This is a genomic window from Thiomicrospira sp. S5, assembly GCF_003991075.1.
GTDB classification, from domain to species: domain Bacteria; phylum Pseudomonadota; class Gammaproteobacteria; order Thiomicrospirales; family Thiomicrospiraceae; genus Hydrogenovibrio; species Hydrogenovibrio thermophilus.
In genome coordinates this window covers 2521576-2548358 of the sequence record NZ_CP014470.1, presented here as the reverse complement: position 1 = coordinate 2548358, position 26783 = coordinate 2521576, and the positions used below count along the sequence as shown (strand labels likewise).

The 26783-nt window shown below is 49.1% G+C and carries 23 protein-coding genes and 4 tRNA genes; 24 read left to right on the top strand and 3 right to left on the bottom strand.

Translation table 11 applies throughout. The features are described from left to right. Window positions 1–16: 16 nt before the first annotated feature. The 6 genes from trpD to AYJ59_RS11855 all read left to right on the top strand — a co-directional run bounded on the left by trpD (window position 17) and on the right by AYJ59_RS11855 (window position 5311). Window positions 17–1039 carry an anthranilate phosphoribosyltransferase gene (trpD, locus tag AYJ59_RS11880; RefSeq protein ID WP_127120184.1) on the top strand — a complete coding sequence of 341 codons (1023 nt, stop codon included), beginning with the start codon at window positions 17–19 and terminating at the stop codon, window positions 1037–1039. Window positions 1040–1166: 127 nt separating this feature from the next. Continuing rightward, window positions 1167–1970 (top strand): indole-3-glycerol phosphate synthase TrpC, encoded by an 804-nt coding sequence (gene trpC, locus AYJ59_RS11875; protein ID WP_068647216.1) that lies wholly within the window; start codon window positions 1167–1169, stop codon window positions 1968–1970. Window positions 1971–2274: 304 nt separating this feature from the next. Further along, window positions 2275–2769: an adenosylmethionine decarboxylase gene (gene speD, locus AYJ59_RS11870; protein ID WP_127120183.1), complete on the top strand. Its 495-nt coding sequence runs from the start codon at window positions 2275–2277 to the stop codon at window positions 2767–2769. After that, entirely contained in the window at window positions 2762–3619 is an 858-nt protein-coding gene (speE, locus tag AYJ59_RS11865) for a polyamine aminopropyltransferase (protein WP_127120182.1), read from the top strand. The genes speD and speE overlap by 8 nt, the downstream gene beginning before the upstream one ends. Before the next feature lie 58 nt (window positions 3620–3677). Continuing rightward, a complete protein-coding gene (locus AYJ59_RS11860; RefSeq protein ID WP_081836881.1) occupies window positions 3678–4877 on the top strand; it encodes a type III PLP-dependent enzyme in 1200 nt (399 codons plus the stop codon). 17 nt (window positions 4878–4894) lie between these two features. Then, window positions 4895–5311, top strand: coding sequence for an OsmC family protein (locus tag AYJ59_RS11855; RefSeq protein WP_127120181.1), 417 nt, complete (start codon window positions 4895–4897; stop codon window positions 5309–5311). A gap of 98 nt (window positions 5312–5409) precedes the next feature. On the opposite strand, the gene AYJ59_RS11850 is transcribed toward AYJ59_RS11855, so the two are convergent. From AYJ59_RS11850 to AYJ59_RS11840, 3 genes are all read right to left on the bottom strand, one after another. Next, window positions 5410–6465: a peptidase M42 gene (locus AYJ59_RS11850; protein ID WP_127120180.1), complete on the bottom strand. Its 1056-nt coding sequence runs from the start codon at window positions 6463–6465 to the stop codon at window positions 5410–5412. Window positions 6466–6590: 125 nt separating this feature from the next. Beyond that, the gene (locus tag AYJ59_RS11845) at window positions 6591–7898 is read right to left on the bottom strand and encodes an adenosylmethionine--8-amino-7-oxononanoate transaminase (RefSeq protein ID WP_127120179.1); all 1308 of its coding nucleotides are present in this window, start codon (window positions 7896–7898) and stop codon (window positions 6591–6593) included. Window positions 7899–8017: 119 nt separating this feature from the next. Further along, on the bottom strand, window positions 8018–8797 hold the full coding sequence (locus tag AYJ59_RS11840; protein WP_237260334.1) for a pseudouridine synthase: 780 nt from the start codon (window positions 8795–8797) through the stop codon (window positions 8018–8020). A gap of 95 nt (window positions 8798–8892) precedes the next feature. Here AYJ59_RS11840 and AYJ59_RS11835 point away from each other — a divergent pair, with 95 nt between their 5' ends. From AYJ59_RS11835 to fusA, 18 genes are all read left to right on the top strand, one after another. Beyond that, complete coding sequence (locus tag AYJ59_RS11835) at window positions 8893–9405, top strand: GlcG/HbpS family heme-binding protein (protein ID WP_237260333.1); 513 nt, start codon at window positions 8893–8895, stop codon at window positions 9403–9405. Between the two features lie 52 nt (window positions 9406–9457). Next, complete coding sequence (locus AYJ59_RS11830) at window positions 9458–9874, top strand: DUF302 domain-containing protein (protein WP_127120178.1); 417 nt, start codon at window positions 9458–9460, stop codon at window positions 9872–9874. A 227-nt stretch (window positions 9875–10101) separates the two neighbouring features. Next, window positions 10102–10186: transfer RNA gene (locus AYJ59_RS11825), tRNA-Tyr, on the top strand. Window positions 10187–10209: 23 nt separating this feature from the next. Continuing rightward, window positions 10210–10284: transfer RNA gene (locus tag AYJ59_RS11820), tRNA-Gly, on the top strand. Between the two features lie 64 nt (window positions 10285–10348). Continuing rightward, a tRNA-Thr gene (locus AYJ59_RS11815) sits at window positions 10349–10424 on the top strand. A gap of 66 nt (window positions 10425–10490) precedes the next feature. Next, window positions 10491–11681, top strand: a complete 1191-nt coding sequence (gene tuf, locus AYJ59_RS11810) for an elongation factor Tu (RefSeq protein WP_029939562.1) — start codon at window positions 10491–10493, stop codon at window positions 11679–11681. An 84-nt stretch (window positions 11682–11765) separates the two neighbouring features. Beyond that, a tRNA-Trp gene (locus tag AYJ59_RS11805) sits at window positions 11766–11842 on the top strand. Between the two features lie 60 nt (window positions 11843–11902). Beyond that, complete coding sequence (gene secE / locus AYJ59_RS11800; RefSeq protein ID WP_029939563.1) at window positions 11903–12286, top strand: preprotein translocase subunit SecE; 384 nt, start codon at window positions 11903–11905, stop codon at window positions 12284–12286. A gap of 1 nt (window position 12287) precedes the next feature. Next, complete coding sequence (gene nusG / locus AYJ59_RS11795; RefSeq protein WP_029939564.1) at window positions 12288–12821, top strand: transcription termination/antitermination protein NusG; 534 nt, start codon at window positions 12288–12290, stop codon at window positions 12819–12821. 74 nt (window positions 12822–12895) lie between these two features. Further along, window positions 12896–13324 carry a 50S ribosomal protein L11 gene (gene rplK, locus AYJ59_RS11790; protein WP_029939565.1) on the top strand — a complete coding sequence of 143 codons (429 nt, stop codon included), beginning with the start codon at window positions 12896–12898 and terminating at the stop codon, window positions 13322–13324. Window positions 13325–13330: 6 nt separating this feature from the next. Continuing rightward, window positions 13331–14020 carry a 50S ribosomal protein L1 gene (gene rplA, locus AYJ59_RS11785; protein WP_029939566.1) on the top strand — a complete coding sequence of 230 codons (690 nt, stop codon included), beginning with the start codon at window positions 13331–13333 and terminating at the stop codon, window positions 14018–14020. A gap of 155 nt (window positions 14021–14175) precedes the next feature. Further along, entirely contained in the window at window positions 14176–14673 is a 498-nt protein-coding gene (gene rplJ / locus AYJ59_RS11780; RefSeq protein ID WP_029939567.1) for a 50S ribosomal protein L10, read from the top strand. Between the two features lie 37 nt (window positions 14674–14710). Next, a complete protein-coding gene (gene rplL / locus AYJ59_RS11775) occupies window positions 14711–15082 on the top strand; it encodes a 50S ribosomal protein L7/L12 (RefSeq protein WP_029939568.1) in 372 nt (123 codons plus the stop codon). A gap of 185 nt (window positions 15083–15267) precedes the next feature. Beyond that, window positions 15268–19326: a DNA-directed RNA polymerase subunit beta gene (rpoB, locus tag AYJ59_RS11770; protein WP_029939569.1), complete on the top strand. Its 4059-nt coding sequence runs from the start codon at window positions 15268–15270 to the stop codon at window positions 19324–19326. Continuing rightward, window positions 19326–23540 carry a DNA-directed RNA polymerase subunit beta' gene (rpoC, locus tag AYJ59_RS11765; RefSeq protein ID WP_029939570.1) on the top strand — a complete coding sequence of 1405 codons (4215 nt, stop codon included), beginning with the start codon at window positions 19326–19328 and terminating at the stop codon, window positions 23538–23540. Before rpoB ends, rpoC begins: the two co-directional genes overlap by 1 nt. 153 nt (window positions 23541–23693) lie before the next feature. Beyond that, window positions 23694–24068, top strand: a complete 375-nt coding sequence (rpsL, locus tag AYJ59_RS11760; protein WP_029939571.1) for a 30S ribosomal protein S12 — start codon at window positions 23694–23696, stop codon at window positions 24066–24068. 57 nt (window positions 24069–24125) lie between these two features. Next, window positions 24126–24599 (top strand): 30S ribosomal protein S7, encoded by a 474-nt coding sequence (rpsG, locus tag AYJ59_RS11755; protein WP_029939572.1) that lies wholly within the window; start codon window positions 24126–24128, stop codon window positions 24597–24599. A 60-nt stretch (window positions 24600–24659) separates the two neighbouring features. Next, the gene (gene fusA / locus AYJ59_RS11750; RefSeq protein ID WP_029939573.1) at window positions 24660–26762 is read left to right on the top strand and encodes an elongation factor G; all 2103 of its coding nucleotides are present in this window, start codon (window positions 24660–24662) and stop codon (window positions 26760–26762) included. The last annotated feature ends 21 nt before the right edge of the window (window positions 26763–26783 follow it).

Genomic DNA, 26783 nt, shown 5'->3' with positions numbered 1-26783 from the left:
ACGATGGGGGTGAGTTATGCAGTTGAAAGAGGCATTAGAACGTTTATTGGATCGTCAGGATCTGTCTTCCGAGCAAATGATTTCCATGATGCGGTACATCATGTCCGGCGAAGCCAGCCCCGCTCAAATCGGCGCCTTTTTAATGGCCCTGAGAATGAAAGGCGAATCCATTGATGAAATCGCCGCGGCCGCACAAGTGATGCGCGAACTGGCAACGCCGGTGCATGTTTCCGATAAAACCCACCTTGTGGATACCTGCGGCACCGGCGGCGACGGCGCCAATACCTTCAATATCTCCACCGCTTCCGCCTTTGTGGTGGCCGCCGCCGGCGGCAAGGTCGCCAAGCACGGTAACCGTTCCATTTCCAGTAAGTCCGGCAGTGCAGACGTGTTGGAAGCCGCCGAAGCCAATCTGAATCTGAATGCCGAACAAGTCGCTGAATGCGTCGAATCCGTCGGTGTTGGCTTTATGTTTGCGCCGCTGCACCACAGTGCCATGAAGCACATGGTCAATGTCCGTAAGGAAATCGGGGTGCGCACGGTGTTCAATCTACTAGGGCCGTTGACCAATCCGGCCGAAGCACCGGCCCAAGTGCTGGGCGTGTACGACAAAGCGTTGTTGAGACCCTTTGCCGAAGTGTTGCAAAAATTGGGCGCGCAGCACGTAATGGTGGTGCACGCCGATGACGGTTTGGATGAAATCAGCATCGCCAGCCTGACTCAGGTGGCCGAATTGAAAAACGGTGAAATCACCGAATGGACCATCGACCCTTACGATTATGATATGGATCATCCGGATTTGGCCGACTTGGCGGTGGATTCGGCACAGGACAGTTTGAACATCATTCATGCGGTGTTCGCCAACGATCATAGCGCGGCGGAAGATATTGTGTGTCTGAACGCCGGCGCAGCCATTTACGTGGCCGGAATGGCGCCGTCCTACCAGGAAGGCGTTGAGCGCGCGAAACTGGTGATTGCCGAAGGCAAAGCCCGTCAGAAACTGAACGAATTCATTCAAAAAACCCAAAGCTTCTTATAAGCGCCTTTAAACGAAAACGCCCAGGCCTGGCCGGTTTTATGATGACCGTTCGCGGCCGATGTGCGGTTCGGATCGCATTGAAGGCGCCAGAGAAACCGATAAAAAGAATACAGTAAGAATAGAACCTATGAGCCAGACACCGGACATCCTGAAAAAAATCATTTTACGCAAGCTTGAAGAAATCCAAGCCGGTTGCGACCGCATTCCGCTTCGGGAAATGAAGCAAAAAGCCTTGATGATGACCACTTCGCCGACACGAGGCTTTGCCGATGCGATGCAAGCCAAGTTGGATGCCGGTCAGTCGGCGGTGATTGCCGAAATCAAAAAAGCTTCGCCGAGCAAAGGCGTGTTGCGCGACCCGTTCAACCCGGTGGAGATTGCCCAGAGTTATGCCGAACACGGCGCAGCCTGTTTGTCGGTGTTGACCGACCAGGATTTTTTCCAGGGATCGAATGCCTATTTGCAGCAAGTGCATGAAGCGGTGGATTTGCCGATTATCCGTAAAGATTTCATCGTTGACGATTATCAGGTGTACGAAGCGCGTGTCATTGGCGCCGACTGTATCTTGTTGATTGCCGCCGCCATCGGCGATGCCCAGATGTATGAACTGACCGAAACCGCGCTGCAACTTGGGTTGGACGTTCTGGTGGAAGTGCACAATGAAGCGGAAATGGAACGGGCGTTGCGTTTGCCGCTGCCGATGATCGGCATCAATAATCGCGACCTGCACACCTTTGATGTGTCGCTGGACACCACCATCCGCATGTTGGAGATGATCCCGGATGATCGCATCGTGATTACCGAAAGCGGAATTTTGGGGCCGGACGATGTGCAAACCATGCGCGACCATCAGGTCAACAGTTTCTTGGTGGGCGAGGCCTTTATGCGCGCTGAAAATCCGGGCGAAAAACTGGCGGAATTGTTCCGTTGACCCCCTTTCAGGCGGTGCCGTCCGGGACCGCCAAATACGTCATGAAAAATTTATGAATTTTCCGATAAAAAGCTTGCAACTTTTTGAAAAAGCGGAATAATACGCTCTTCCTTTTTCACACAGAAACCTTCAGTTCGCTGCGCGAATCTTTAGGCAACAGAAAGAAAAATGGTTATTGCCTCACGTGCCTGTTGCACGTGGCTGGGATTTACTGAACTCAGCCTTTGTTCAGTAAATTATATTTAATCATTCATCCGGGCCGCATGCCTCCTTTGGCCGGGTGTTTTAATAAGGTACTCCTTACATGCCTCATTCAGAAAACGTACTGGTCACAAGTAACGACCATTTTGAAGTGATTGAAAAAACTGCGGTCATCAATGACTCCTGGCCGACACATGACCAGGCCATCGAAGATCAGACGCTGGATCATTTTATTTGCCGTGACGGCAAGACCTTTGCCGGCACACATTTGATTGCCGATTTTTGGGGGGCATCGCGCCTCGACGATTTGGAATTGATGGAAAAAGCCCTGCGTGAAGGGGTTGAAAAAGCCAAAGCGACGTTGCTGCATATTCATTTGCATCACTTTACACCGAACGGCGGCATTTCCGGTGTGGCGGTGTTGGCCGAATCGCACATCAGTGTACACAGCTGGCCGGAACGTAACTATGCCGCTTTCGACGTCTTTATGTGTGGCGATTCCGAGCCGGAAAAAGCCATCGAAGTTTTGAAAGCGGCCTTTACGCCGGAAAGAGTCGGGCTGGAAAATATTCTCAGGGGGGAAGTGACGGATGCCTAAAAACGCTCAAACCTATTTGGAAACCCTTTATCCGAGTTGGGGGCAACAGTTCGTAATGGATGAAGTGTTGTTTGAAGTCGATACCGGTCACCAGCATCTGGTGATTTTCAACAACGCCCAATGGGGTACCGTGATGGCATTGGACGGCGTGATTCAAACCACCGAGAAGGATGAGTTTATTTACCATGAAATGATGACGCACGTGCCGATGTTGGCGCACGGTGCCGCCAAAAAAGTGCTGATCATCGGTGGCGGTGACGGCGGCATCTTGCGTGAAGTCTTGAAACACGACACGGTCGAGTCGGTCACCCAGGTGGAAATCGATCAACAGGTCATTGATATGTGTGTGCAATATTTGCCGAACCATTCGGCCGGCGCTTTTTCGAACCCAAAAGCGAATATCGTGATTGCCGACGGCGTGGATTTCGTGACCGAGTGCACTGAAAAATTCGATGTCATCATTTCCGATTCCACCGACCCGATTGGGCCGGGTGAAGTGTTGTTCACCTCGCGTTTTTACCAGGGCATCCAAAACTGCCTAAACGATGGTGGGGTGTTTGTGGCGCAGAACGGCGTGAGCTTTATGCAAACCGATGAAGTGACCACCACTTACAAACGCTTGTCGCCGCTGTTTGCCGAAGCGACGTTTTATTCGGCAGCGGTGCCGACCTATGTGGGCGGCATAATGACCTTCGCTTGGGCGACGGATCGTACCGATTTGAACACGCAAAGCGTGGCCGTTTTGCAGCAGCGTTACGACGCCGCCAATTTGAATACCTGTTTTTACACACCGGCGTTACACGCCGGCGCTTTTGCCCTGCCGAAATACGTGCAGGACGCCATGGTTTAACGTTGGTTAAACCGATTTTATGACTCGGCCCGCGGGCCATTAGGAGATAAAACAGACCTTGAACACAGACGCACTTGTCCAACATTTTGCGGAACAAACGCACCCGGATGAACTCGAACAATTCGACCGCTCGACGCTGAGCCAGTTGTTGAAGGAACACGAGACGCCATTTTTGGTGCTGGACTTGCAGGAAGTCGAATACCAGTATCACGCTTTGCAAAACGCTTTGCCGGGCGTGTCGCTTTTTTACGCCATTAAATCCCTGGCGCATCCGGCGGTGATTCGCCGTTTGAAAAAACTCGGCGGCCAGTTCGACCTGGCCACGGCGGGCGAAGTGGATTTGGTAAAAGGTCTGGGCGTGGCCGGCGAACAGTGCATTCACACCCATCCGATTAAAAAGGATAAGGAAATCCGTCACGCGCTGGAATTTGGTTGCCGGCGGTTTGTGGTGGATAACCCGGCCGAAGTGATTAAGTTTGTGCCTTATAAAGACGACGTGGAATTGATCATTCGCGTCAGTTTCCGCAGTCAGGACGCCACGGTTGACTTGTCCCGCAAGTTCGGTTGTGCCTTGGAAGAATTGCCAGGCCTGGTGGATTTGGCGATGAGTAATGGCATGACCGTGTCCGGCTTGTCTTTTCACGTGGGGTCGCAATCTTTGTCGCCGTTTGCGCAAGTCAATGCGATTCAGGCGTCGTTGGCGGCGATGAAGGAAATGGCGCATGTGTCCTGGAAGTGGTTGGACATCGGCGGCAGTTTCCCGGTGTCTTATCAAGGGCCGGTGATGCCGATTGACGATTTCTGTGCACCGATTCGCGAGGCTTTGTTGGACGTGCCGGAGGGGATTGAAGTCTTCGCCGAGCCGGGGCGGTTTATTTCCGCGCCGTCGATGATCGAAGTCCTGCGCATTGTCGGTAAAGCCAAACGCGGTGCGCGGACTTGGTATTATCTGGATGACGGTGTTTACGGTGCCTTGAGTGGGCAGATGTATGACCATGCGCAATATCCGATTACTCCGTTAAAACCGTTCGACCCGACCGGCGATTTCTTCCCGAGCGTGTTGGCAGGACCGACGTGTGACAGTGTGGACGTCATCGACGAAGACATTGAATTGCCGGATTTGGCGGTGGGCGATGTGCTGGTGGCGAAACAAATGGGGGCTTACACCATTGCGTCCGCCTCGGAATTTAACTATTATCCTAAACCCAAAGTGGTGGTGGTCGAAGATTTGATCGAACACCCGGAAGACGAATCGTAAACATTCCAGGAGGATTTATGGCCACAGTAGTGAAATGGCAGGGCGGCATGGCCTTTAAAGGCACAACCGAAAGCGGGCACGACGTCCTGATGGACGCGGCGCCGGAAGTCGGTGGTGACAACAAAGGCGCTCGTCCGATGGAAATGGTACTGCTGGGGCTGGGCGGTTGTACCAGCATCGATGTGATGATGATGTTGCAGAAAAGCCAGCAGGACGTCACCGATTGCGAAGTGGAAATCGCTTCCGAACGTTCCGATTCCATTCCCAAGGTGTTCACCAAGATTCATGTTCACTTCAAGGTGAGCGGACATGGCTTGAACCCGAAGAAGGTCGAGCGGGCCGTGAACCTATCGGCGGAAAAATACTGCTCGGTGTCGAAAATGCTCGAGCATTCCGTTGAGATGAGTCACGACTTCGAAATCATTGAGGTGTAAAGTTGGGGGTTGCGCGGCTGCCGCGCACCCGAAACGCATAACCGTTCTTTAAAAACGCCCAGGCCTGGGCGTTTTTTCGTTTCAGCCCTCTGACAAAATCAATCCAGTTCCGCCACTTTTTTCAAGACGGTCAAGAACGCCTGGCAGGCTTCGATGGAAGCGGTTTCGTCCATGGTGTGATAACCGGTGGTCGGAATCTGCAAGGTGGTGCCGTGCACCAGACCGTTGGCATTGGCCGTGATGCGGCCCAGCTCTGTGCGCCCGATGCTTTGTTTCGGCTGACCGTTCAACTTGGCCTGTTGATTGAGTTGCTCGATGTATTCGTCCTTGAAGCCGTAAGGAATGTCCAGTTCGTAACAGAGTTGCGCCAGTTGCCGGGTGGCTTCCGCATTGAACTCGGCGTTTTCGTCACGGTTTCGCAACACCACCAACTGTTTATCCGCTTCAGTTCGGTTTTTGTACGGACTGGTGTCGAGCACATAAAGCTGGTTGGTGGGGTTGCCGAAACGGCGAAACCATTCCAGTAGGTAGCGCCAGCTCCCGCCGGACTCTTCTTCCGCGGTGAAAAACGCCGTACCTTGGTATCCCAGGCTGAACAGGTGCACCAGCATGGCGGCGGTGAGCACGTTATCGAGCTGACCGGACAGCAGGCCTTGTTGAATTTTCAATTTGTCCTGAAAGCCGACTGGCGTGCCGGCGACCAAATGTTCCAAGCCATTCACTTCAAAAATCAGGTTGTTGCGGAATTCACAGATATAAGCGTTATCGATAGTGCCGGAACCGCGGTAGGCGCCCGACCAGGGTTCATACGCCAGTACCGGCGTGTTTTCGAAGCGGTTCATCAGCGTCATTTTCAGCTCGTCACTGACATCGTTGCCGTGCAAAGTGGTCATGCGTCCGGCGATAAAAGCGGCGAATTGGAATTCGTTGGGGCCGGTGCAAATCAATCCGTGGCGATCGATGTGGCTGGACAAAAAGGTGCTGTCAGGCCGTTCGCCCTGAGCGACTAATAGGCCTTCATACCAGGTGACTCGTGCACCGCGCTCTTCCAGTTCGCGTTGCAGAACGCGGAAAAAAGAATGTTCAGCGCCGACCACACTGGGTTGACGAATCAGGGATTTGAGTAGATCGATAAACTCGTTGAAGCTGTCCATGGGCGGGGTCTCAAATGGAAAATCAGAGGGTTTTTCCAACCATTTTAAGGGAAGTTTTACCCGAACGTCATCGTTTTTGAACGATTTTTAAACGGGTTCAGCCGCCGTTGAGTTTGAGTCAGCGTTTAGGCGTTTTGGATGGCGGATTGTACGGCGGTTTTGACCGCCTGAGTCAGCCCGTTTGTCAGTTGGTTCAGCTGCGCTTGCGGGATGTTATACGCGGGCATGGTATAAATCAGTTGGCCGAAAGGGCGTACCCAAATACCGTTTTCAATGCCGACGGCTTGGATGTGAGGGCCTAAGTCGCCGCGTTCCAGTTCAATGACGCCGATGGCGCCGAGCACACGGGTATCGGCGATGCCGTCTTGCGTTTTCAGCGGTAACAAGGTGTCATTGAAGTGGTCTTCAATGCGTTGAATGTTGTCTTGCCAAGGTGAATCCAGCAGGACATCGATGTTGGCGATGGCAGCGCGGCAGGCCAGCGGGTTGCCCATAAAGGTCGGGCCGTGGGCGAGGATGCCCGGCTGGCCTTGGCTGATGGTGTCGCTGATGTCGGTGGTGGCGAGCGTGGCGGCGAGCGTGATGTGTCCGCCGGTAAGGGTTTTGCCGAGCGCCATGATGTCCGGGCGGATGTTGGCCCATTCGCAGGCGAAAAGCTTACCGGTTCGGCCGAAGCCGGTGGCGATTTCGTCGGCAATCAGCAGGACATTGAATTCGTCGCACAAGCCGCGCAGTTGGCGTAGGAAGTCCGGGCGGTAAAAGCGCATGCCGCCGGCGCCTTGCACAATCGGTTCGATGGTGACGGCGGCGATGTCGTCATGGTGCTGTTCCAGAAGCTGGCGAACGGCGGCAATGTCGCTGTCGTCGGAATTGATATCGAAGCCCATTTGCGGGGCGGGGGCGAAGAAATGTTGTGGCAACACTTGTGCAAACAAACTGTGCATGCCGTTGACCGGGTCGCAGATGGCCATGGTGGCGAAGGTGTCGCCGTGGTAGCCGTGTTCGAAACTGAGCAGTTTGTTTTTATTCGGTTGCTCACGGCTGATCCAGTATTGCATGGCCATTTTGATGGCGACTTCCATCGCGACGGAACCGGAATCGACCAGAAAGACTTTTTCCAATCCCTCCGGCGTCAGTTTGACCAGGCGTTTGGCGAGCTCGATGGCGGGTTCGTGGGTGAAACCGCCGAACATGATGTGCGGCATGGTGTCGATTTGCTCGTGCATGGCTTGCTGGATTTTCGGGTGGTTGTAACCGTGCATGGCGGCCCACCAGGAGCTCATGCCGTCGACCAGCTCGGTGCCGTCCGCCAAGGTGATGATTGAACCCTGGGTTTTGGCGACGCCGATGGCCGGAATGTCGGCGGGCATTTTGGCGTAAGGATGCCAGATGTGGTTTTGGTCGAAATCCAGGAGTGTTGGCCAGTCCGTCATAAGTGCCCCGTTCGGTTGTGGGTGAAAATTGCAATCGGTCAGACGGGCATTATACAAATCCCGTCGTTGGAAATCGAACTCTGCTCGAATATCGAAATTGACCAGGCCTGGTCAAAACCTTAATCGTCCAGGCCTGGCGAGTTTTGCCAATTCAAGGCGTTGAGCGCCGTTTGAAAAGAGGTTTCCGGTTCGGCCGTCAAATGCAGGTGTTCGCCGGTGACCGGATGCGTGAAGATGAGGTCGGTGGCGGCGAGGTAAAGTCGGTGCTGTCCCAGCCAATCGTGAAAGAAATGGTTATGGTGACGGTCGCCGTATTGCACGTCACCGATGATTGGGTGGCTGATGTGGTTGAGGTGACGGCGAAGTTGATGCTTGCGGCCGGTCTGCGGTATGAGTTTCAAGAGTGAGTAACGCTGGTGGTCGTAACGGCCCATCCGGTGTGTGACTTCCGCGATGGCGAGGCGCTGAAACCGGGTGACGGCTTCTTGAGGCGGTTTGTCCTGGCGAGCGTGCTTGTCGGCGATTTTATCGAGCTTATGTTTCAGGGCATGATCGATTTCGCCGCTTTCAGGTGCCCAGCCGCGGCAAATGGCTTGGTAATGTTTTGCAATCTGGTGGGCTTCGAATTGTTCGCCCATGCGTTGGGCGGTGTCGCGGTCCAGTGCAAACAGTAACAGACCGGAGGTGGCTTTATCCAAACGATGCAGGGTGTGAACAGGTTGGCCGATGGCATCTCGCGTCATTTGCAAGGCGAAACGGGTTTCGTGTTTATCGATGGGGGAGCGGTGTACCAATAGCCCGGCCGGTTTGTGGATGGCGACCAAATGGTCATCCTGATAGATAATTTTGAATTGGTCGAGCTGACAGTCGGTATGCATAATAATAAGTGGCGGTGCCATCCAGTTTCGGTTTCACAGTGGTTGCATATTGTAAACAAAACCCTGTGCTGAAATAAGAGGCGATGTATTTGTGCACATATATAAAGGAGCAAAACATGATGATATTCAAACGATTAGCTGATTTAGGTGGTTGGGTTGCGTTGGGATTGTTTGCCGGGATGGCGCCGGTTCAAGCGGCGGATGTGGTGACGACCAAGAACATTGGTTTGGAATTGGCGAACCAGATTGCCATGGCGAGTGTGGAGGCTTGCCGTAAAGACGGTTATCAGGTCAGCGCCGTGGTGGTCGATCGCAACGGCAATTTACGTTCGGCCATGCGCGATGATTTGGCCGCGCGATTTACATTGCAAATCGCTCAGGAAAAAGCGAATATGGTGGTGATGTCCGGATTGAAATCCGGCGAGTTTCGAAAACTGCGAGCGGATATTCGTCCGGAGCTGAATCACATTGATGGTTTGATTGTCATGGAAGGTGGTGTGCCGATTACGGCGGCCGGTGCGCGAATCGGGGCGATTGGCGTCAGCGGTGCACCGGGCGGTGACAAGGATGAGGTCTGTGCCATGAATGCACTGGAATCGGTTCAGGATCGGTTGGATTTCGCGGAGTAAAACACAGGAGTCATTATGCGGAAGCTGGCTTGTTTAATAGGGGGGGTTGGTGATGGCGTTGTCCATGTCGGCGAAGGCCGAGTTGATTGAGGTGCAAAGCGAAAATGATTTTCAACAGACGGTGACGAAGCTGAAAAGCGCCATTGAAGTGGAAGGGATGACGATTTTCGCCACCGTTGATCATGCGGCGGGTGCGCAAAAGGTCGATTTGTTTTTAGCGCCGAATACCATGGTGATGTTCGGTAATCCGAAAGTCGGTACCAAGCTGATGCAGTGTGATGCGCAAGTCGGTATTGAGTTGCCGTTGAAAATGCTGGTGACGCAAGACCTGAATCATAAGGTTTGGGTGACTTACGAAAATCCGGAGGCTTTGGCGAAGCGGTTTGACTTGTCGAAATGTCAGTCAACTTTAAGTAAGGTGGCGGATGTGTTGCAATCCTTGGCGTCGGTGGCCGGAAAATCGGAATAAATCTTTCGTAACAAGGACTTGAAATGGTAGGGCAGGTGTTTTTAAATGAAGCCTCGCTTTTATGCGGTTGGGTAAGGGGTGAATTGAATCCGAAATTGTCGCGGTTCATCGTTGAAAAACACAGTCAAAATCGGCAAAAAAAGGCCTTCCGGAGAAAATAGAAAAATTCCGGTTTTTTTCTTGACACCCAGTATTTTTCCTTTAAAATACGCCCATCAATTTGATTGGGAGGGTTTCCCGAGCGGCCAAAGGGGGCAGACTGTAAATCTGCTGGCTATGCCTTCAGTAGTTCGAATCTACTACCCTCCACCATTTTCAATTGAGTTTTACATTATGCGGGTATCGTATATTGGCTATTACCTCGGCCTTCCAAGCCGATGAGGGGGGTTCGATTCCCCCTACCCGCTCCAATTCAAGGCTCTCTTTGTTGGTCTGCACGAAGGTGGATTAATGGCGAGGGCCTTTTTAATATTTGCTCTCATAGCTCAGTAGGTAGAGCGCATCCATGGTAAGGATGAGGTCACCAGTTCGATCCTGGTTGAGAGCTCCATTTTTCATTTAACTATAGGCGGGCGTGCCTTTAGAGGTTTGTCGCTGTTTTAACGGAGTTTGCATCATGGCAAAGGAAAAGTTTGAACGTAGTAAGCCGCACGTAAACGTTGGTACGATTGGTCACGTTGACCATGGTAAGACAACTCTTACAGCGGCTCTAACAATCGTACAAGGTAAGAAGTTTGGTGGGGAGTCAAAAGACTATTCCGCTATCGATAACGCACCGGAAGAAAGAGAGCGTGGTATCACGATCTCTACGGCTCACGTAGAATACGAATCAGAAACGCGTCACTACGCGCACGTAGACTGCCCAGGGCATGCCGACTATGTTAAAAACATGATTACCGGTGCCGCTCAAATGGACGGTGCGATCCTAGTTTGTTCTGCCGCAGATGGCCCAATGCCACAAACACGTGAGCACATCCTTCTATCTCGTCAGGTAGGTGTACCGTACATCGTAGTATTCCTAAACAAAGCCGACATGGTTGACGACGAAGAGCTTCTAGAATTGGTTGAAATGGAAGTGCGTGAACTTCTAGATACCTACGATTTCCCAGGTGATGACACGCCAGTTATCATGGGCTCTGCGCTTAAAGCCATCGAAGGTGACCAATCTGAAATCGGTGAACCAGCGATCGGTCGCTTGGTTGAGGCGTTGGATACTTACATCCCAACACCAGAGCGTGACACTGACAAGCCATTCTTGATGCCAGTAGAAGACATCTTCTCCATCCAAGGTCGTGGTACGGTTGCCACCGGTCGTGTTGAAACAGGTGTTGTAAAAGTTGGTGAAGAAATCGAAATCGTCGGTATTCGCCCAACCACTACTACAACGGTTACTGGTGTTGAAATGTTCCGTAAGCTTCTGGATCAAGGTGAAGCTGGTGACAACGTAGGTATCCTATTGCGTGGTACTAAGCGTGAAGACATCGAACGTGGTCAAGTATTGGCGCACAAAGGTACGGTTACACCGCATACCAAGTTCGAAGCCGAAGTTTATGTACTATCCAAAGACGAAGGTGGTCGTCACACACCATTCTTCCAAGGTTACCGTCCACAGTTCTACTTCCGTACAACGGACGTAACAGGTGCGTGTGAATTACCAGCCGGAACTGAAATGGTTATGCCTGGTGATAACGTACAAATGACTGTAGAGTTGATTGCGCCAATCGCAATGAACGAAGGTCTGCGCTTCGCAATTCGTGAAGGTGGACGTACAGTTGGTGCAGGTGTTGTAGCTAAAATTATTGAATAATAATAGCGGCTACTTGCTAAACAAAAAAAGGGGATGTATAATCCCCTTTTTTTTCGAAAGCCGAAATTAAATGTTTTCGGTTACAGGGGTATAGCTCCAATTGGTAGAGCACCGGATTCCAAATCCGGGTGTTGGGGGTTCGAATCCCTCTACCCCTGCCATATTTTATAGCGGCTTGTCGGTTGGACAGGTCGTTTTTATTTCAGAATATAGTTAATTATATGAGTCAAAAAGCAGAAAATCACTCAAGTGCCAAGGCGATGGAAACGATGAAGGTGCTCGTTTCGCTTGCATTGCTTTTGTTGAGTTTAGCCGGTTATTACATTTATTCGGATGTCCATGCTGTAGTAAGAGTGCTTGGGTTGATTGGTGGTCTTGTTGTCGCCGGTTTGGTTTTTTATCAGTCTGAGAAAGGTAAGGCGTGGTTCAGTTATCTTTCTCATGCGCAGAAAGAAGTGAAGCAAGTGATTTGGCCAACGCGGCAGGAAACGGTTCAGATGACCCTGATTGTTTTTGTGGTGGTGATTCTGATGAGTATTTTCTTGTGGCTGGTGGATATGTTCTTTTTGTGGGCTGTTCAAATCTTAACAGGACAAGGTGGTTAGTATGGCTCAGAGATGGTATGTCGTTCATGCGTATTCAGGGTATGAAAACAAAGTTAAGAAGAGCTTAGCGGAATACGTTGAACGTGCGGGCTTGGAAGATAGCTTTGGGCAGATTCTCGTGCCTTCGGAAGAAGTGGTTGAAATTCGAGAAGGCAAGAAACGTACGTCTGAGCGCAAGTTCTTCCCGGGCTATGTTCTGGTTCAAATGGAAATGAATGAGGAAACCTGGCATTTGGTTAAGAGTGTTCCTCAGGTGATGGGCTTTATTGGCGGAACCTCGGACCGTCCGGCACCAATCACACAAAAAGAAGTCGACCGTATTCTTCAGAAAGTGGAAGACGGTGTGGATAAGCCGAAGCCAAAAGTGATTTACGAACCTGGCGAAATGGTTCGTGTTATCGATGGTCCTTTCAATGACTTTGAAGCGGTTGTTGAAGAAGTGGATTACGATAAAAACAAGCTACAGGTGTCTGTGCTTATTTTCGGGCGTTCCACGCCGGTTGAGCTTGAGTTTACTCAGGTCGAAAAGAATTAATGTCCGGCGCTGGAAGGCGCTGGAGTTTTTAACCCTGGGAAGTCGAAAGACGTTATACCCACAAGGAGAAGAAAATGGCTAAGAAGATTGAAGCCTATATCAAGTTGCAGGTCCCTGCCGGGAATGCAAACCCAAGTCCGCCGGTTGGTCCTGCTTTGGGTCAGCATGGTGTGAACATCATGGAGTTCTGTAAAGCGTTTAACGCACAGACTCAATCCCTTGAGAAAAACTTGCCGGTTCCGGTTGTTATCACTGTGTATAACGATCGTAGCTTTACGTTCATTACCAAAACGCCTCCTGCGTCTATTCTGTTGAAGAAAGCCGCTGGTGTCGCTAAGGGTTCCGGTGTGCCTAACATGGATAAGGTTGGGACGGTAACGCGCGCGCAGTTGGAAGAAATTGCGAACGCTAAAATGGCCGATTTGAATGCGAACGATTTGGATGCTGCAGTGAAAATCATTGCCGGTTCCGCTCGTAGCATGGGCTTGAATGTAGAGGGGTAATCGAACATGGCAAAGTTGACAAAAAAACAAAAGCTTTACGCTGAAAAAGTTGATGCCCTAAAAGCTTATGATGCTTTGGAAGGTTTCTCATTGGTATCCGAGTTGGCGACGTCTAAGTTCGTTGAGTCGGTAGATGTTTCCATTAAGTTGGGTATCGATCCACGTAAATCCGATCAGGTTGTGCGTGGTGCGACAGTAATGCCAAACGGAACGGGTAAAGATGTGCGTGTCGCAGTCTTTACGGGTGAGGGAAATGCCGAAGCGGCGAAAGAAGCTGGTGCGGATTTCGTTGGTATGGATGAATTAGCGGCTGAAATCAAAGGCGGTATGATGGATTTCGACGTGGTTATTGCGTCCCCTGATGCGATGCGTGTCGTTGGTATGTTGGGTCAGGTTTTGGGGCCAAGAGGCTTGATGCCAAACCCGAAAACCGGAACCGTTACGCCTGATGTTGTGAGTGCAATCAAAAACGCTAAGTCCGGTCAGGTTCGTTTCCGTGCCGACAAAGCCGGTATCGTTCATGCATCCATCGGTAAAGTGGATTTTGCGCCTGAAAAATTGAAAGAAAATTTGAATGCGTTGATTGAAGATCTAAACAAGGCTAAGCCAGCCGCTGCGAAAGGGACTTACATGAAAAAAGTCAGTGTTTCCAGCACAATGGGACCAGGCTTGGTTATTGATCAGTCAACACTGTAAGAATTTCTGTGTAATGCAGAAGTGCGAATTGGGACTCCTTAAGTTAAGCGAGTGCCCATCGCAGACCGTAGGCGAATGTGAAGCACATTCTTAATAGATTTAAGCCTACGTAGATGGAGGAGTTTGGTTTTTGACCAAACTGTTTTGGAGGTTATATGGCACTCAAAATCGAAGATAAAAAAGCCGTTGTTGAAGAAGTTTCCGCGATTGCTGCGGAAGCGGGTTCATTGGTTGCGGCTGAATATCGCGGATTGACTGTTGAGCAATTAACCGAACTTCGTTCTAAAGCGCGCGAAGCCAATGTATCGATCCGAGTTGTGAAAAATACATTGATTCGCCGTGCTGTTGCCGGTACGAAATTTGAAGACATGGCCGAAACCTTTTCCGGCCCGTTGATTTTTGCCTTCTCTGGTGAAGAGCTAGGGAATGCAGCGCGTGTTTTCAAAGATTTTGCTAAGACGAATGAAGCTTTGGTTGTTAAGTCACTATCTATTGGTGATGGTGTTCTGGATGCCAGTCAGTTGTCTGCTATCGCAGCGCTACCGACTTACGACGAAGCCTTGAGCAAATTGTTGTATGTCATGAAAGAGCCTGTGGCTAAATTGGCTCGCGGTCTTGTTGCTGTTAAAGAGCAAAAAGAAGAAGCGGCCTAATCGCTTGATTCGAAATTATTAATTTAAGGAAATAAAAATGGCTATTACAAAAGAAGATATTTTAGAAGCTGTTGCTAACATGTCAGTAATGGAAGTTGTTGAACTTGTTGAAGCAATGGAAGAAAAATTCGGTGTATCTGCAGCAGCGGTTGCAGTTGCTGGTCCAGCAGGTGAAGCTGGTGGTGCGGCAGAAGAGAAAACAGAATTTGATGTTGTTCTTACTGGCGCTGGCGACAACAAAGTTGCAGCAATCAAAGCCGTTCGTGGCGCAACAGGTCTTGGTCTTAAAGAAGCCAAAGAAGCTGTTGAGAACGCTCCGTTCACGCTTAAAGAAGGTGTTTCTAAAGAAGAAGCTGAAACACTGGCTAACGAGCTTAAAGAAGCTGGAATTGAAGTCGAAGTTAAGTAAGACTTTCAATTCCGCTCTTGTAGCATGAAAAATGGCTGGCGCATTGCGTCGGCCTTTTGTTGTTTATAGTAGTGTGTAAAAGTGTAATCAATAGAATGGCTGTTTCAGTCGGCTGTTATTACAGTTTTGTGCATTTTTTGGGAAGAGTTCTCTTCCTTTAATTTAGTCGAATGTTGGGGTAATTGATGGCCTATTCTTTAACTGAAAAGAAACGTATTCGTAAAGATTTTGCGACACGACCTTCTATTCTAGAAGTTCCATATCTTCTTTCTTTGCAAAAAGAGTCTTTCAAAGAGTTTTTGCAGATTGATAAGAAGCCACTTGAAAGAGATCCGGTAGGTTTGCATGCTGCCTTTTCTTCTGTCTTTCCGATTAATGGTGTTGCCGGAACGGCGGACTTGGAATACGTCAGTTACACCATGGGTCAGCCTGAGTTTGATGTAAAAGAATGTAAGCAGCGCGGTGTGACTTATTCCTCGCCACTACGCGTTAAGATGCGTTTAGTGCTGTTTGATAAGGATGCACCGGCCGGTAAGCGCCCTGTAAAAGACGTTAAAGAACAAGAAGTGTATCTGGGTGACGTTCCGTTGATGACGGAAAACGGGACTTTTGTTATTAACGGTACCGAACGTGTTATCGTGACACAATTGCACCGTTCGCCTGGCGTAATTTTCGACAGTGACCGTGGTAAGTCTCACTCCTCCGGTAAAGTCTTGTTCAATGCGCGCATCATTCCGTATCGTGGTTCCTGGTTGGATTTTGAATTCGATCACAACGATTGTGTGTTCGTTCGTATCGACCGTCGTCGTAAATTGCCGGTTTCGGTTATTTTCCGCGCAATGGGCTTCTCGACCGAAGAAGTGTTGGATACCTTCTTTGATCATTCTGAGATTTCTTATAAGTCCGGCAAGTATGTGATGAAGTTTGAACCGGAGCAGTTGAAAGGCCAAACGGCCGCATTCGACATTACTGACGGTAAAGAAGTGTATGTGAAGGCCGGTAAGAAAATCACGGCCCGTACCATCAAGCAGCTGCAAGAAGCGAAAGTTAAAACCATTGTGGTGCCGGACGAGTTCTTGGTCGGTAAGGTATTGTCCGCCGGTATTATGAACCAAGAAACCGGTGAATTGGTTGCGCGTGCGAATGAAGTCATGACGGCAGACCTGGTCGAAAACATCAAAGCGATTAAAGGCTTGTCCTTCAAGGTTCTGTTCATCGATGACTTGGAAAACGGTGCCTATATTTCCGATACGCTGAACTTGGATACAACCACCTCACAGTTGGAAGCGCAGATTGAAATCTATCGTATGATGCGTCCAGGTGAACCGCCTACGAAAGAATCTTCTGAAGCCTTGTTTAACAGCCTGTTCTTCGATGATTCACGTTATGACTTGTCTTCAGTCGGGCGTATGAAGTTGAACCGTCGTTTGGGTCGTAAAGACAACGACGGTAGTCTGGTGCTTGAGAATCAAGACATTGTCGATGTGGTTAAAGAGTTGTTGAACATCCGTAACGGTTTGAGCACCATCGATGATATCGATACGTTGGGTAATCGTCGTATTCGTGCTGTTGGTGAAATGGCCGAAAATGCTTTCCGTGTTGGTTTGGTGCGTGTGGAGCGTGCCGTTAAAGAACGTTTGAACCAAGCGGAAACCGATGGTTTGTTGCCTCAAGATCTTATTAATGCCAAGCCTGTTTCGGCGGCCATTAAAGAGTTCTTCGGTTCCAGCCAATTGTCTCAGTTTATGGATCAGGTGAACCCATTGTCCGAAGTCACGCATAAGCGTCGTGTTTCGGCATTGGGGCCTGGTGGTCTGACGCGTGAACGTGCCGGCTTTGAGGTTCGTGACGTTCACCCTACTCACTATGGTCGTGTGTGTCCAATTGAAACGCCTGAAGGGCCAAACATCGGTTTGATCAACACCTTGGCGATTTACGCGAAAACCAACAAGTATGGTTTCTTGGAAACGCCATATCGCAAAGTGGTTGACGGTCAAGTCACCGATGAAGTGGAATACGTTTCAGCCATCGACGAAGCGCAATTTGTCATCGCGCAGGCCAGTGCCGCAACCGATGATAAAAACAACTTGATGGATGAGTTGGTTACGGCGAGACATAAGAACGAAACCATTTTGGCGTCATCAAAAGACGTGGATTACATGGACGTTTCGCCGAAGCAAATCGTTTCGGTCGCGGCTTCACTGATTCCATTCCTAGAGCACGATGATGCGAACCGTGCTTTGATGGGCTCGAACATGCAACGTCAGGCCGTGCCGACTTTGCGTGCGGATAAGCCATTGGTTGGAACCGGGATTGAAAAAACCGTTGCGATTGACTCCGGTGTGACTGTGATTGCAAACCGTGGCGGTGAAGTGGTTTCTGCCGATGCGGCGCGTATTGTGGTGCGTGCGAATCAGGACGAAATTGCCGTGGGTGAAACCGGTGTGGATATCTATAACCTGATTAAATATCAGCGCTCCAACCAAAATACCTGTATCAATCAGAAGCCGATTGTGAAAGCGGGTGATACGGTTTCACGCGGTGATGTATTGGCGGATGGTCCTTCCACCGATTTGGGTGAGTTGGCGATTGGTCAAAACATGCGTATCGCATTCATGCCTTGGAATGGGTATAACTTCGAGGATTCTATTCTGGTTTCCGAACGAGTGGTTCAGGAAGATCGTTATACGTCCATTCACATCGAAGAGTTGACCTGTTTAGCGCGTGACACCAAGCTTGGGCCGGAAGAAGTGACGTCGGATATTCCGAATGTTGGTGAAGCCGCACTGTCTCGTCTGGATGAGTCCGGTATCGTGTATGTCGGTGCTGAAGTCAAACAAGGCGATATCCTGGTCGGTAAAGTGACGCCGAAAGGCGAGACGCAGTTGACGCCGGAAGAAAAGCTTCTGCGTGCGATTTTCGGTGAAAAAGCCTCTGATGTTAAAGATACCTCTTTGCGTGTTGGTAAAGGCGTTGAAGGGACGGTTATCGACGTTCAAGTCTTCACACGTGAAGGTGTTAAGAAAGATGCCCGTGCAATGGCGATCCAAGAGGACGAGTTGCAACATGTTCGTAAAGACATCGATGAGCAATATAAGATTCTTGAAGTCGACACTTTGAACCGTATCGAGCAAATGTTGGTCGGTCAAAAGCTGGTTGACGGTAAAACGGTAACTGCTGAAATGTTGGCGGACTTGCCAAGCCAGAAATGGTTCGGTCTGAACTTGAAAGATGAAGAATTGGTCAACCATTTGGAAGCACTTGAAAAGCAACTGGTGCTGAAAAAAGAAGAATTGAACAATGCATTCGAAGAGAAAAAGAAAAAACTGACGCAAGGCGATGATTTGCAGCCGGGTGTTTCCAAAATGGTGAAAGTGTACGTTGCGGTTAAGCGTCGTATTCAGCCAGGGGATAAAATGGCCGGTCGTCACGGAAACAAGGGTGTTATCTCCCGAATCTGTCCTGTGGAAGATATGCCTTACGATGAAACCGGTCGTCCGGTGGACATCTGCTTGAACCCTCTGGGGGTTCCGTCACGTATGAACGTGGGTCAGATTCTGGAAACTCACCTCGGTTTGGCTGCGGCAGGCCTGGGCGAAAAGATCAATGCCATGTTGGAGCAGCAAGCCGACATTAAGGAATTGAAAGGTTTCTTGCATAAGGTCTATAACGAAACACAAGGTCAAAGCGTGGACTTTGATAGTTTGAGCGATGCTGAAATTATTGAGTTGGCCGGTAACCTGCGTAAAGGTGTGCCAATGGCTTCGCCAGTCTTTGATGGTGCTTCGGAAGATCAAATTAAAGCATTGTTGCGCTTGGCCGATCTGCCGGAGTCCGGTCAGATGACGTTGTTTGACGGAATTTCCGGACAGAAGTTCGATCGCCCGGTCACGGTTGGTTACATGTATTACTTGAAACTGAACCACTTGGTCGACGATAAGATGCATGCGCGTTCAACCGGGCCTTATAGCCTGGTAACTCAGCAACCATTGGGTGGTAAAGCTCAGTTCGGTGGGCAGCGTTTCGGTGAAATGGAAGTATGGGCACTGGAAGCCTACGGTGCCGCCTTTACCTTGCAAGAAATGTTGACGGTGAAATCGGATGACTTGAACGGCCGTACCAAAATGTATAAGAACATTGTCGATGGTAACGAGTATATGGAACCTGGTATTCCAGAGTCGTTTAGCGTATTGCGCAAAGAAATTCGCGCTTTGGGTATTGATATTGAGTTGGAGCAAGAATAATGAAAGATTTGTTAGGATTTCTGAAAAAACAAAATGTATCGAACGAGTTCGATACGATTAAAGTTACACTTGCTTCACCGGAAAAGATTCGTTCTTGGTCTTATGGCGAAGTCAAAAAGCCGGAAACCATCAACTACCGTACATTCAAGCCGGAAAGAGACGGGCTTTTCTGTGCCAAGATTTTTGGTCCGATCCGTGATTACGAATGCTTGTGTGGTAAATATAAGCGCCTGAAGCATCGCGGTGTTATTTGTGAGAAATGTGGTGTTGAAGTCACACAATCCAAAGTACGTCGTGAGCGTATGGGGCACATCGATTTGGCGACTTCCGTTGCTCATATCTGGTTCTTGAAGTCATTGCCATCCCGCATCGGTTTGATGTTGGACATGACATTGAAAGAAATTGAAGCGGTGTTGTATTTTGAAGCATTCATGGTTGTGGATCCTGGTTTGACGCCATTGGAACCATGGCAGCTTTTGAGCGAAGAAGAATACCTGGACGCTATGGATGAGTATGGCGATGAGTTTGAAGCGCAAATGGGTGCTGAAGCCATTAAGAAAATGCTTCAGTCCATCGATTTGGATGCCGAGGCGACGCGCCTGCGTGAAGAAATGGATGCCACCAGCTCTGAAACCAAACAGAAAAAGATTTCGAAGCGTTTGAAGTTGATCGATTCCTTCATTCAATCCGGCAATAAGCCGGAGTGGATGATTCTGGACGTGCTGCCTGTATTGCCGCCAGAGTTGAGACCGTTGGTACCTTTGGACGGTGGTCGTTTCGCGACTTCCGACTTGAATGACTTGTACCGTCGTGTGATTAACCGTAATAACCGTTTGAAGCGCCTGTTGGATTTGATGGCGCCGGACATTATCGTTCGTAACGAAAAACGTATGCTTCAAGAATCGGTTGATTCTATGTTGGATAACGGTCGTCGCGGTCGTGCGGTAACCGGTACGAATAAGCGCCAGTTGAAGTCTTTGGCCGACATGATCAAAGGGAAACAAGGGCGTTTCCGTCAAAACCTGCTTGGTAAGCGTGTTGACTATTCCGGTCGTTCGGTCATCGTTGTTGGGCCGTCTTTGCGTCTGCATCAGTGTGGTCTACCGAAGAAAATGGCGTTGGAACTGTTCAAGCCATTTATTTTCAGTAAATTGCAAAAACGTGGTCTGGCAACGACTATCAAAGCGGCTAAGAAAATGGTCGAACAAGGTTTGCCGGAAGTTTGGGATGTTCTGGACGAAGTCATTCGCGAACACCCGGTTCTGCTCAACCGTGCTCCAACGCTGCATAGATTGGGGATTCAGGCTTTCGAACCGGTTTTGATTGAAGGTAAAGCGATTAACTTGCACCCATTGGTGTGTTCGGCCTTTAATGCCGACTTCGATGGTGACCAAATGGCCGTGCACGTACCATTGTCTTTGGAAGCTCAGTTGGAAGCGCGTACATTGATGATGTCAACGAATAACTTGCTGTCACCTGCCAATGGTGACCCGATTATTGTGCCATCACAGGACGTTGTATTGGGCTTGTATTACATTACCCGTGAAAGCGTGAATGCGATTGGCGAAGGGAAAGCTTTCTCCAACTGGATGGAAGTTCAAAGAGCGCTTGAAGCGGATGCCGTTCACGTGCATACCAAAATCAAACTGAAGGTGGAAGAAACCGTCATTGATGATGCCGGTGTCGAGTCGGTGAAAAAAGGCTTGATTGACACTACGGCGGGCCGTGCGTTGCTGCTCAGCATTCTACCGAAGGGATTAAGTTTTGACTTGTTGAACTTGAACCTGACGAAAAAGAATATCTCGAAAGCATTGAATACTTGCTACCGTTTGTTGGGACCGAAGGAAACCGTTATCTTCGCTGACCAATTGATGTATGCCGGTTTCAAATGGTCAACTTTGGCGGGTCTGTCGTTCTGTTCGGATGATATGTTGATTCCGGATGATAAGGCTTCGATTATCGAACGCGCTGACGATCAGGTCGCGGAAATTCAAAAGCAGTTCGCACAAGGTTTGGTCACCGAAGGTGAACGTTACAACAAGGTTGTTGATATTTGGTCGCATACGAATGAGTTGGTCACCAAGTCGATGATGGACGAGTTGCAGTTCGAAACGGTAAAAGATTCGGAAGGTAAGGACGTTCAGCAAACTTCCTTTAACTCCGTCTATATGATGGCGGACTCCGGGGCGCGTGGTTCCGTTGCTCAGATGCGTCAGTTGGGTGGTATGCGTGGCTTGATGGCGAAGCCGGATGGTTCGATCATCGAAACACCGATTACGGCCAACTTCCGCGAAGGTCTGAACGTTCTGCAATACTTTATTTCGACACACGGTGCACGTAAAGGTTTGGCCGATACCGCTCTGAAAACCGCGAACTCGGGTTATTTGACACGACGCTTGGTGGATGTTGCCCAGGATGTGGTAGTGACCGAAGCGGACTGTGGAACCGAGGCGGGTATCATCATGACGCCGCATGTTGAAGGTGGTGAAGTCGTTGAGGAATTGAAAGAACGTATCCTTGGACGTGTGGTCGCCGAAGACGTAGTTGGCATGGATGGCAATGTGATTGTCGAGAATGGTACTTTGTTGGATGAACGCCTAGTCAAGTTGATTGACGAGTCAGGTGTGGATTCTGTAAAAGTCCGTTCCCCAATTACCTGTGAAACCAAGTTTGGTATCTGTCAAAAATGTTATGGACGTGATTTGGCCAGAGGGCATATGGTGAACTTGGGTGAAGCGGTTGGTGTTATGGCTGCACAGTCCATCGGTGAACCGGGCACTCAGTTGACCATGCGTACTTTCCATATTGGTGGTACCGCATCGGCGTCTACGGCTCAGAGCCAGGTTGAAGTCAAGCACGAAGGTAAGGTGAAGTTTGATAATCTGAAAACCGTGCAAAACTCAGAGAAACAAGTGGTGGTCACGTCACGTTCCGGCGAAATCTCCATTTTGGATTCCATGGGGCGTGAAAAAGAGCGCTATAAAATTCCATACGGTTCTGTACTGAACGTGGAAGATGGTGCAGATGCGTCTTCTGGAAAAGTATTGGCGACCTGGGATGCGCATACGCATCCGGTCATCACGGAAGCAGAAGGTGTGATTCAATTTGGGAACTTTGAAGGTGCCGTTGAAGAGCATACCGACGAGTTGACCGGTTTGACCACGCACGTTGTTAAGAGTGCTAAGGAAAGATCTTCAGCCAGCAAAGAAGTCAGACCGTATATTCAGTTGGTTGATGATGCCGGTGAGGTTGTGCCTTTCCCGGGAACGCAAACCCCAGCTATCTATTATTTGCCAGAAAACTCGATTGTGGTAGTGAATCAAGCGGATAAAGTGGGTGCCGGTGATATCTTGGCCAGAATTCCACAGGAATCCTCCAAGACAAAAGACATCACGGGTGGTTTGCCTCGCGTTGCCGATTTGTTCGAAGCGCGTGTGCCGAAAGAACCGGCCATTATGGCGGAGGTTTCCGGTGTAGTTGGTTTCGGTAAGGAAACTAAAGGTAAGCAGCGCTTGGTCATTACGCAAGACAGTGGCGAGCAGCATGAAACGTTGATTCCGAAATGGCGTTCAGTCGATGTATTTGAAGGTGAGCGTGTTGAAAAAGGGGATGTCATTGTTGACGGTAATCCAAATCCTCACGACATTCTTCGATTGCTTGGTGTTGAACAGTTGACGAAGTATATCGTTGATGAAGTGCAGGACGTTTATCGTCTGCAAGGTGTTCGCATCAATGACAAGCATATCGAAACGGTTGTTCGTCAAATGCTGCGCAAAGTTGAGATCAGAACATCGGGTGATACCGGTTTGATCAAAGGTGAGCAGGCTGAGTTTGCAAGAGTGCTCGAGTTGAATGAATCGGCGATGACTGAAGGAAATGTAGAAGCCAGTTTCCAACGTGTATTGTTGGGTATTACGAAGGCTTCTTTGGCGACGGAATCCTTTATTTCGGCCGCTTCTTTCCAAGAGACGACGCGCGTTTTGACCGAGGCCGCTGTCAGCGGTAAGGAAGATAAGCTGGTCGGCTTGAAAGAAAACGTTATTGTTGGTCGATTGATTCCTGCGGGTACGGGCTTTGCCTATCACCAGGCTCGAAGAGCGGCCAATGAAAAAACGCAACAAGAGTTGACGGCTTTCATGGATGCTCAGGATGATGAAGCGGTGCAACCAGAGATGGTTGACGAAGAATCGTCTGTAACAGAAGTGTCGGAATAAGTTTGAAATTCATTGAATAAATTCATGAACTTATACTTGACAATGTAACGTGGGATCTCTAAAATCCCACAACCTTATTCGTGGCGTTTTTATGCTGCGATAATTTTTGATAATTTAAGATGTTTTAAAAGTCTTAATATGGAGTGAGAAGTAATGGCTACTATTAACCAGTTGGTGCGTAAGCCGCGTAAGGATAAAGCGAAAAAATCAAACGTCCCTGCGTTGGAGGCCTGTCCTCAACGTCGTGGTGTCTGTACGCGCGTTTATACAACAACCCCTAAAAAGCCTAACTCTGCCCTACGTAAAGTTGCACGTGTGCGCTTGACTAACGGATATGAAGTTTCTAGTTATATCGGTGGTGAAGGTCACAATCTGCAAGAACACTCCGTGATTCTAATTCGCGGTGGTCGTGTAAAAGACTTACCTGGTGTGCGTTATCATACCGTTCGTGGTTCCCTGGACTGCGCGGGCGTTGATGGTCGTAAACAAGGTCGTTCTAAGTACGGTGCGAAGCGTCCTAAGGGGTAAGCCCTTAAACATACGTTTTGCAATTGTTTAGTGTAAATTTATACCGGAAGAGTAAGAATGGCAAGAAGAAGAGAAATACCTAAAAGACAAGTATTACCGGATCCTAAGTTCGGTGATACCACTTTAACCAAATTTGTAAACATGATTATGGTGAGCGGTAAAAAAGCCGTTGCTGAAAAGATTGTTTATGACGCACTGGATATCGTGGTTGAAAGAAAAAAAGGCGGAGAGCATGCTGGGCTTTTAAGAGAAGCATTGGAAAATGTTGGACCAATGGTTGAAGTAAAGTCTCGCCGAGTAGGTGGTGCTACCTACCAAGTTCCAGTTGAAGTAAGACCGGAACGTAAAACAGCTTTGGCAATGAGATGGGTTGTTGAAGCGGCCAGAAAGCGCAGTGAAAAAGGCATGATGTTGCGTCTGGCGGGTGAGTTATCGGACGCTTTGGAAAATCGCGGCTCAGCGATTAAGAAGAAAGAAGATACCCACCGAATGGCGGAAGCAAACAAAGCTTTCTCGCATTTCCGCTGGTAATCTAAATTGGGCCCGTAAGTGGGCCTTTATTATTTATATTCTGACAAAAGGTTTATTAAAGTGGCACGTAAAACTCCCTTAGATAGATACCGTAACATTGGTATTATGGCGCATATTGATGCTGGTAAAACAACAACGACCGAGCGTATTTTGTTTTACACAGGTGTTTCTCATAAAATAGGTGAAACTCATGACGGTGGCGCAGCCATGGACTGGATGGAACAAGAGCAGGAAAGAGGGATTACAATCACTTCCGCTGCCACGACCACTTTCTGGAGTGGTATGGCTCAACAATACCCTGAACACCGCATTAATATCATCGATACTCCGGGTCACGTTGACTTCACGATTGAAGTAGAGCGTTCTTTGCGAGTGTTGGATGGCGCGGTCACCTGTTTCTGTTCAGTTGGTGGGGTTGAGCCTCAGTCTGAAACAGTTTGGCGTCAAGCGGATAAGTATGGCGTGCCACGTATGGGCTTTGTCAATAAAATGGACCGTTCCGGGGCAAACTTTTTCAACGTTGTTGAGCAAGTTAAGACTCGCTTGGGTGCCATGCCGGTTCCGATGCAATTGCCAATCGGTGCAGAAGACGACTTTAACGGCGTTATTGATCTGGTCAAAATGAAAGCGATTTACTGGAAAGAAGAAAACATGGGGATGGAATTTACCTATGAAGATATTCCAGCAGAGTTGCAGGATCAGGCAGAAGAATACCGTGAAGCCTTGATTGAAGCGGCGGCCGAATCGTCTGAAGAGTTGATGGATAAGTATTTGGAAGAAGGTGAGCTTTCCGAAGAGGAAATTAAAGCCGGTATTCGTCAGCGTTGTATTGATGTCGAAATCGTTCCAATGTTCTGTGGAACCGCCTTTAAAAACAAAGGGGTTCAAGCCCTTTTGGATGCGGTTATCGATTATATGCCTGCGCCATCTGACGTGCCTGCGATTGAAGGTGAATTGGAAAATGGCGAAAAAGCGACTCGTAAGTCTTCCGATGATGAGCCGTTCGCGGCTCTGGCCTTTAAAATTATGACAGACCCTTATGTAGGGACTTTGACGTTCTTCCGTGTTTATTCTGGTGTTTTGGCAGCTGGTAGTCCGGTTTTCAATACTGTTAAGACCAAGCGCGAACGTGTGGGCCGTATCTTGCAAATGCATGCGAACTCTCGTGAAGAAATCAAAGAAGTGCGTGCTGGCGATATCGCTTGTGCCGTAGGTTTGAAAGATACAACGACTGGTGACACTCTGTGTGATCCGGATAATAAGATTATCCTTGAACGTATGGAGTTTCCAGAGCCTGTTATTTCGATCGCTGTTGAGCCGAAAACCAAAGCAGACCAAGAGAAAATGGGTATTGCCTTGCAGAAGTTGGCGGCAGAAGATCCATCTTTCCGCGTGCATACAGACGAGGAAACTGGTCAGACAATTATGGCTGGTATGGGTGAGTTGCACTTGGATATCCTGGTCGATCGTATGAAACGAGAGTTTAATGTAGAAGCGAATGTTGGTGCCCCGCAGGTTTCTTATCGTGAGACGATTAAATCATCGGTTGAAGCTGAAGGTAAATTTGTGCGTCAGTCTGGTGGTCGTGGTCAATACGGTCATGTCGTATTGAGAATCGAGCCTCAGGAAGCCGGCGAAGGTTTCGAATTCGTCAACGAAATCGTTGGTGGTGTGGTTCCAAGAGAATACATTCCTGCGGTTGAAAAAGGTTGTCAGGAACAGCTTGAGAACGGTGTTATTGCAGGTTACCCAATGGTTGATGTTAAGGTTAGCCTGTTTGACGGTTCTTACCATGATGTTGACTCGAATGAAACTGCCTTCCGTGTTGCAGCCAGTATGGGGATTAAAAACGGGGTGGTTAAAGCCAATCCTGTGATTCTTGAGCCAATGATGGCGGTTGAAGTGACTACTCCTGAAGAGTATATGGGCGATGTTATGGGTGATTTGAACCGCCGCCGTGGCTTGGTTCAAAGCATGGAAGATATTCCAACTGGTAAAAAGTTGAAGGCGGAAGTGCCTTTGGCGGAAATGTTTGGTTATGCGACTCAGTTGCGTTCTTTGACGCAAGGGCGTGCTTCTTATAGCATGGTGTTTGATAAGTACTCTGATGCGCCTGCCAATATTCAGGAAGAGATCATTGCTAAGGCCAAAAAAGGCGAATAATTTAACGTATTTAATTTAATA

Bases quoted from the DNA above. Each gene is read 5' to 3' on its own strand.
- trpD (WP_127120184.1), top strand. From the start codon at position 17: ATGCAGTTGAAAGAGGCATTAGAACGTTTATTGGATCGTCAGGATCTG.
- trpC (WP_068647216.1), top strand. From the start codon at position 1,167: ATGAGCCAGACACCGGACATCCTGAAAAAAATCATTTTACGCAAGCTT.
- speD (WP_127120183.1), top strand. From the start codon at position 2,275: ATGCCTCATTCAGAAAACGTACTGGTCACAAGTAACGACCATTTTGAA.
- speE (WP_127120182.1), top strand. From the start codon at position 2,762: ATGCCTAAAAACGCTCAAACCTATTTGGAAACCCTTTATCCGAGTTGG.
- AYJ59_RS11855 (WP_127120181.1), top strand. From the start codon at position 4,895: ATGGCCACAGTAGTGAAATGGCAGGGCGGCATGGCCTTTAAAGGCACA.
- AYJ59_RS11850 (WP_127120180.1), bottom strand. From the start codon at position 6,465: ATGGACAGCTTCAACGAGTTTATCGATCTACTCAAATCCCTGATTCGT.
- AYJ59_RS11845 (WP_127120179.1), bottom strand. From the start codon at position 7,898: ATGACGGACTGGCCAACACTCCTGGATTTCGACCAAAACCACATCTGG.
- AYJ59_RS11840 (WP_237260334.1), bottom strand. From the start codon at position 8,797: ATGGCACCGCCACTTATTATTATGCATACCGACTGTCAGCTCGACCAA.
- AYJ59_RS11835 (WP_237260333.1), top strand. From the start codon at position 8,893: ATGATGATATTCAAACGATTAGCTGATTTAGGTGGTTGGGTTGCGTTG.
- AYJ59_RS11830 (WP_127120178.1), top strand. From the start codon at position 9,458: ATGGCGTTGTCCATGTCGGCGAAGGCCGAGTTGATTGAGGTGCAAAGC.
- tuf (WP_029939562.1), top strand. From the start codon at position 10,491: ATGGCAAAGGAAAAGTTTGAACGTAGTAAGCCGCACGTAAACGTTGGT.
- secE (WP_029939563.1), top strand. From the start codon at position 11,903: ATGAGTCAAAAAGCAGAAAATCACTCAAGTGCCAAGGCGATGGAAACG.
- nusG (WP_029939564.1), top strand. From the start codon at position 12,288: ATGGCTCAGAGATGGTATGTCGTTCATGCGTATTCAGGGTATGAAAAC.
- rplK (WP_029939565.1), top strand. From the start codon at position 12,896: ATGGCTAAGAAGATTGAAGCCTATATCAAGTTGCAGGTCCCTGCCGGG.
- rplA (WP_029939566.1), top strand. From the start codon at position 13,331: ATGGCAAAGTTGACAAAAAAACAAAAGCTTTACGCTGAAAAAGTTGAT.
- rplJ (WP_029939567.1), top strand. From the start codon at position 14,176: ATGGCACTCAAAATCGAAGATAAAAAAGCCGTTGTTGAAGAAGTTTCC.
- rplL (WP_029939568.1), top strand. From the start codon at position 14,711: ATGGCTATTACAAAAGAAGATATTTTAGAAGCTGTTGCTAACATGTCA.
- rpoB (WP_029939569.1), top strand. From the start codon at position 15,268: ATGGCCTATTCTTTAACTGAAAAGAAACGTATTCGTAAAGATTTTGCG.
- rpoC (WP_029939570.1), top strand. From the start codon at position 19,326: ATGAAAGATTTGTTAGGATTTCTGAAAAAACAAAATGTATCGAACGAG.
- rpsL (WP_029939571.1), top strand. From the start codon at position 23,694: ATGGCTACTATTAACCAGTTGGTGCGTAAGCCGCGTAAGGATAAAGCG.
- rpsG (WP_029939572.1), top strand. From the start codon at position 24,126: ATGGCAAGAAGAAGAGAAATACCTAAAAGACAAGTATTACCGGATCCT.